This is a genomic window from Xenorhabdus lircayensis (genome assembly GCF_016306625.1).
GTDB classification, from domain to species: domain Bacteria; phylum Pseudomonadota; class Gammaproteobacteria; order Enterobacterales; family Enterobacteriaceae; genus Xenorhabdus; species Xenorhabdus lircayensis.
The window spans coordinates 1-6521 of record NZ_JACOII010000084.1; the positions used below are offsets into that span (position 1 = coordinate 1).

General features: G+C 41.2%; 6 protein-coding genes. 3 read left to right on the plus strand and 3 right to left on the minus strand.

The window, feature by feature from the left end; translation table 11 throughout:
- Positions 1–75: 75 nt before the first annotated feature.
- From actP to acs, 3 genes are all read right to left on the minus strand, one after another.
- Positions 76–1737: a cation/acetate symporter ActP gene (gene actP, locus H8A87_RS19230; RefSeq protein ID WP_198691488.1), complete on the minus strand. Its 1662-nt coding sequence runs from the start codon at positions 1735–1737 to the stop codon at positions 76–78.
- A complete protein-coding gene (locus H8A87_RS19235) occupies positions 1734–2045 on the minus strand; it encodes a DUF485 domain-containing protein (RefSeq protein ID WP_198691489.1) in 312 nt (103 codons plus the stop codon). The genes actP and H8A87_RS19235 overlap by 4 nt, the downstream gene beginning before the upstream one ends.
- Positions 2046–2217: 172 nt before the next feature.
- Positions 2218–4173, minus strand: a complete 1956-nt coding sequence (acs, locus tag H8A87_RS19240; protein ID WP_198691490.1) for an acetate--CoA ligase — start codon at positions 4171–4173, stop codon at positions 2218–2220.
- Positions 4174–4545: 372 nt separating this feature from the next.
- Between acs and sodA the strand changes: the two genes are divergently transcribed.
- The 3 genes from sodA to H8A87_RS20580 all read left to right on the plus strand — a co-directional run bounded on the left by sodA (position 4546) and on the right by H8A87_RS20580 (position 6512).
- On the plus strand, positions 4546–5172 hold the full coding sequence (gene sodA / locus H8A87_RS19245) for a superoxide dismutase [Mn] (protein ID WP_198691491.1): 627 nt from the start codon (positions 4546–4548) through the stop codon (positions 5170–5172).
- Between the two features lie 129 nt (positions 5173–5301).
- Positions 5302–5973 (plus strand): 6-hydroxyaminopurine reductase, encoded by a 672-nt coding sequence (gene yiiM / locus H8A87_RS19250; RefSeq protein ID WP_198691492.1) that lies wholly within the window; start codon positions 5302–5304, stop codon positions 5971–5973.
- 266 nt (positions 5974–6239) lie between these two features.
- The gene (locus H8A87_RS20580; RefSeq protein WP_408646951.1) at positions 6240–6512 is read left to right on the plus strand and encodes a hypothetical protein; all 273 of its coding nucleotides are present in this window, start codon (positions 6240–6242) and stop codon (positions 6510–6512) included.
- Positions 6513–6521 lie beyond the last annotated feature (9 nt).

The following is a 6521-nucleotide window of genomic DNA, read 5'->3' on the forward strand; positions in this document are numbered from 1 at the left end:
CGGATGGCTTTTTTGCGTTTGGAGAAAATTAAATATAGTGTTTTGAGAAAGTAATTTATCTGTTACGCCTCCAGATTAATGTATTTTTCCTTGTTCAATTCCAATACCTGTTTGTGAACGGATAAATTGACTGCGAAACATTTCTCTTTCCTGCTGTCCTTGTTTCGATGTATCCGTGATAGAAAATAGCCACGCCCCAGTAAATGCCACAAACATGGAAAATATAGCTGGATATTCATAAGGATAAATCGGTTTCTCATGACCAAGAATACTAACCCAGATCGTAGGGCCAAGAACCATTAATACAACCGCTGTCAGTAACCCCATCCATCCACCAACCAAAGCTCCTCGTGTCGTCAGCTTGCTCCAGTACATCGACAGTAAAATAATAGGGAAATTGCAGCTTGCAGCAATGGAAAAAGCCAAACCGACCATAAAGGCAATATTTTGCTTTTCGAATAGAATACCCAGCCCGATAGCAACAAAACCGAGGATTACGACGGTAATCTTGGATACTTTTAGCTCGTCTCGTTCATTGGCTTGCCCCTGTTTAATCACATTGGCATAGATATCATGGGAAACTGCTGAGGCTCCAGCTAGCGTTAATCCCGCTACAACCGCTAAAATGGTGGCAAAAGCAACCGCAGATATAAATCCAAGGAAAAAATCGCCGCCAACGGCACTTGCTAGATGGACGGCGGCCATGTTAGTACCACCAATTAATGCACCCGTTGCATCTTTGAATGAAGGATTGGCGCTGACCAATAAAATTGCACCAAATCCGATGATGAACGTCAGTATATAAAAATAACCTATAAAACCAGTGGCATAGAAAACGCTTTTACGGGCTTCTTTGGCATCATTAACGGTAAAAAATCGCATAATGATATGTGGTAATCCGGCAGTACCGAACATTAATGCTAATCCTAAAGAGAGCGCCGATATTGGATCAGATACTAATCCACCGGGTCTCATGATCGCTGGCCCAAGGGAATGCACAGCAATGGCTTCTTTAAATAGGGTATTAAAATTGAAATTTACTATTTTCATGACCATCAGCGCCATGAATGTAGCCCCTGCCAGTAACAGGACTGCTTTGATAATCTGAACCCACGTCGTTGCCAGCATTCCACCAAACAGTACATAAAGCACCATTAAAATACCGACCAGAACAACAGCGATGTAGTAATTCAATCCGAATAGCAATTCGATAAGCTTTCCTGCACCGACCATCTGGGCTATCAGATATAACGCAACAACAACCAGCGAACCTATTGCGGACAAGGTACGGATGGGGTTCTGTTTCAGCCTATAAGATGCGACATCCGCAAAGGTGTAGCGCCCTAAATTTCGTAATCGTTCAGCAATGAGAAATAGGATAATTGGCCAGCCAACGAGGAAACCAATGGAATAGATCAGTCCATCATAACCAGAGGTATAAACTAATGCTGAAATTCCTAGGAAAGAGGCAGCTGACATATAATCACCGGCAATCGCCATACCATTTTGGAAGCCCGTAATACGCCCGCCCGCGGTATAATAATCTGACCGTGAAATAGTTTTTTTTGAAGCCCAATAAGTAATACAAAGAGTTAACCCGACGAATAACAGAAACATGACAATTGCTTGAATATTCAAGGGTTGTTTTTCTACATTACCTGAAATGGCATCTGCTTGCGCTAAGATAGGAAAGAGGGAGGAAAATAGCGGTATTGCTGACAATACGATTTTTTTCATTTTCTGACCTCATTGAGAATAGTTGACATCAGACGATCAAACTCACTATTCGCCCGCACAACATAAATTCCTGTCAGTATGAAAGAAACAAAGATAATCCCGATACCTATAGGGATACCGCGAGTTATACTGGTACTTTCATGGAGTTTCGTTCCAAGCCACTCAGGAGCAAAGGCAATAAGGAAGATAAAACCAACATAAAGCACTAACATAATGATGGATAACAGCCAAGCGAAGTGCCCACGTTTCTTAATCAATTCCTTAAAGCGGGGATTATTTTCAATCTCTTGATAAATGTCGGCATTCATCAGAGTATCTCCTTGTTGATTTTAAACGACACACCTTAAATCACATCATGAGATGCCAGATACGGGATAGCCGTACCTGAGAGAATTCATGACTATTAGCCACGTCTCTGCACATTTCTGTACTTTTGGTGTAAGCCGCCTTGCGGCGGCTTATATGTTTTACAAAATGGTCTTACGACATATTTATGGATTGTTTTTCTTCCAGCAGTTTTTCAACAACTCCCGGATCGGCCAGAGTGGAGGTATCTCCTAAGTTACTGGTATCTCCAGAAGCAATTTTGCGTAAAATACGCCGCATGATCTTCCCAGAACGCGTTTTGGGCAGAGAATCCGTCCAGTGAAGGATATCGGGTGTTGCAATTGGCCCGATTTCTTTACGAACCCAATTTCTGACTTCGGTATACAGCTCAGGGGAAGGCTCTTCACCATGAATTAGCGTGACATAGGCGTAAATGGCTTGCCCTTTGATATGATGAGGAATACCAACAACGGCAGCTTCAGCGATTTTGGGGTATGCAACCAGAGCTGACTCAATCTCTGCGGTTCCTAAACGATGGCCTGAAATATTCAGAACATCATCGACACGTCCAGTGATCCAGTAATAGCCATCTTCATCACGTCGGGCGCCATCGCCGCTGAAATACATCCCCTTGAAAGTAGAAAAATAGGTTTGTTCGAAACGTTCATGATCGCCGAATAAAGTTCTCGCTTGCGCGGGCCAGGAATCTGTAATCACAAGATTGCCTTCATTCTCTCCCTCTAAGATTTCCCCTGAATTATCGACCAATGCTGGGCTAATGCCGAAAAATGGCAGAGTGGCGGAGCCAGCTTTGAGGTCGGTCGCACCCGGTAGGGGGGTGATCATAAATCCGCCGGTTTCGGTTTGCCACCAAGTATCCACGATAGGGCATTTACTGTTACCTATCTTTTGGTAATACCATTCCCATGCTTCTGGGTTAATTGGTTCACCAACAGAACCCATGATGCGTAATGACGTGCGTTTGGTTCCTTCTATGGCCTTATCACCTTCAGCCATTAACGCTCTGATGGCGGTTGGTGCAGTATAAATAATATTAACCTGATGCTTATCAACGACCTGACAGAGGCGATTAACATCGGGATAGTTGGGCACACCTTCAAACATCAAGGTAGTGGCACCGCAGGATAGTGGGCCATATAACAGATAACTATGTCCTGTTACCCAGCCGACATCGGCCGTACACCAGTAGATTTCCCCTGGACGATAATCAAACGTGTATTTGAAGGTCAAAGAAGCATAGACCAGATAACCACCAGTTGTATGCAAGACACCTTTCGGTTTACCTGTTGACCCAGAGGTATAAAGGATGAATAACGGATCTTCGGCATTCATCTCTTCAGCAGGGCAATCTGCACTGACATTTTCGATAAGTTCATGCCACCATAAGTCACGGCCGTCATGCCAGTTTTTAGCATTTCCAGTACGTTTGAAAACAACCACATTAGTGATGCCAGTCACGGCTGGATTGCTCAATGCTTCATCGACATTTTTTTTCAATGGGATCGTGCGGCCTGCTCGCAAACCTTCATCTGCGGTAATAACGAGCTTGGCATTGGAATCAATAACTCGGCCAGCGATTGCATCGGGAGAGAAGCCACCAAAAATCACGGAGTGGATTGCCCCGATACGGGCACAAGCCAGCATTGCAACGGCAGCTTCTGGCACCATTGGCATATAGATAGCAACGACATCGCCTTTTTTGATCCCCAGTTTTTTCAGCACATTGGCGAATAGGCAAACGTCATGATGCAGCTCGCGATATGTAACGTGTCGGGATTCTGCGGGATTATCTCCTTCCCATATAATGGCGGTTTGATCGCCCTGCTCTTGTAAATGGCGATCAAGGCAGTTGGCACTTAAATTCAGAGTACCATCTTCAAACCAGCGGATGCTGATATGCCCAGGGTCGAAAGAGGTGTCTTTGACCTTGGTATAGGGCCTTATCCAATCCACTATTTTACCTTTCTCACCCCAGAACCCTTCAGGATCTTGTAGTGACCATTGGTAGTCTTGTAGATATTGTTGTTTGCTTATCAGGGCCGTATCTGCAATATCAGCAGGAATAAGATGCTTGATTATTTGAGTCATATTTTTATCTCCTTGCAATTGTTAATACTATGTCAAAACAAGGTTAACTAAAGTGTAAGGCGAGTTTTTGTTTCTTTTTTGCGCGGAAGATCACGCAATAAAGAGAATGAATTTCATGGAATGATCATTCAATTCAGTGTACTTGAATGGAGTTAAGTAGGGTTATTGGTTTTATTATTGGTTTAATATTCTATCTAATTGGTTTTTTTTGAATTTAAAATTCAAAAAAAGTATGAAACGTGGATATATAAAGGAAACCACAGTAATAATATGGAATTGATAATCATTTTCATTATCTTTCGATTCATTATAATAATCCATGCTATTCACAAGGTGTGAGTTTTATACATTCTAAACAACTGGAGATATGACATGAGCTATTCACTGCCTTCTCTGCCTTACTCTTATGATGCGCTAGAGCCTCATTTCGATAAACAAACGATGGAAATTCATCATACTAAACACCATCAAACTTATGTCACTAACACGAATACTGCTCTGGAAGCCTTCCCTGAATTAAGTGAGCTGGATATTGATAACTTAATCCAGCAGCTTGATAAAATCCCTGCTGATAAGCGCACTTTTGTTCGCAACAATGCGGGTGGACACTCAAACCACAGCCTGTTTTGGAAAGGCTTAAAACTGGAAACTGTATTGGCTGGTGTTTTGAAAGCGGCTATTGAGCGTGACTTTGGAAGTGTCGACAGCTTCAAAGAAAAATTTGAACAGGCGGCAGCAACTCGCTTTGGTTCTGGTTGGGCATGGCTGGTGCTGAAAGAAGATGGCAAACTTGCCGTTGTTTCAACAGCCAATCAGGATAGCCCACTTATGGGCGAAGAAATAGCAGGCGCTTCCGGTTACCCGATTGTGGGTCTGGATGTTTGGGAGCATGCTTATTACCTGAAATATCAGAACCGCCGCCCTGACTACATCAAAGCATTTTGGTATGTCGTAAATTGGGACGAAGCGGCAAGACGCTACGAAGAAAAAATTAAGTAATCCATCCCATTATTTTTACGAGAATGCTGGTCATTACAGTGACCAGCAATTTTTATTGCTCGATAATCTTGGTTATTATGCCTGAGTAATACTTGGTTCATCATCAATAGTTCATTGAGAGGAGATAAAATGTATTGCCTACAGGTATATAGGGGCAAAGTAACACTGTCAGAAAAATTGGGTACCAGCGCAATCAATAAACTGGTGGTAAATGGCCGTTTACAGCTAACCTCTCTTGGACTGGAAGGTGATGAGCAAGCGGAAACCCGTTTTCATGGCGGGCCTGATCGTGCACTTTGTCACTATCCAAGAGAACATTATCTGTTTTGGAAAAGGCAATTTCCTGAACTAACAGAAGTATTAGTACCCCCATTATTTGGTGAAAACCTATCCACAGAAGGAATGACGGAAGAGAACGTCTATATTGGAGACATTTTTCAATGGGGGGAAACGCTGATTCAGGTAACTCAACCACGTTCGCCTTGTTATAAACTCAATCTTGTTACAGGCATAGGTGATTTTGCTGCGATGATGCAAAATAATGGGTGTTGTGGCTGGTTATACCGTGTTATCTCTTCAGGTTTTGTTAGTACAGGTGAACCGATCAAACTACTAAGCCGAAATAGTGATATTTCTGTTAAGGAAGCCGTTTCCATTGCTTTTCATAGCCCGTTTGATGAAGAGCAATATCGCCGCTTAATGGCGGCTGCTGGATTATCTGCCAGTTGGAACCTAACGATGCAAAAACGTATATTGCATGGAAAAATTGAGGATTTTAATCGTCGTTTATTGGGAAAATAAGCTCATTTTTACAACTTTATTTTTATTACTTTTTGAAATATATCTTAATTCCTCTCAGGCGATAACGTTGTGACAATTATAGCCATTCTACTCTCCTTGATTTACTCCACACATTACACTAACTCTTTTTTATTTGATCTTTTAAAAGTAAGTGTTTTTACTAAAAATTCTTTTAAATTAAACGAATATTTAGTTTATTAAACTTTAATAAAGCTATATTGTTAACTTGATAAATAAAAATGGTTGAATTATGAATATTCCAAAAAATACATTATTTTTGGGTAGGAAACAATGTATCAAGAACTTTTATAGAAAATATAATTACTTTTAAATCGGAAAATATTGGTTTTGAAGTCAATTTATGGGTGAATAATAAATCATTAATTCTAAATACATTTAGGTCTATGACAGAAAATTGTGGCGAGGTATTTGGGTGTGAATTTGATAAATTTAGAAGAATAACATCTAAATACAATGAAGAATATATGGGAAAATTAAACCCTAATGCTTTTTTTATCAGGGAGATGGTTATGTATTAAATAGTTAGT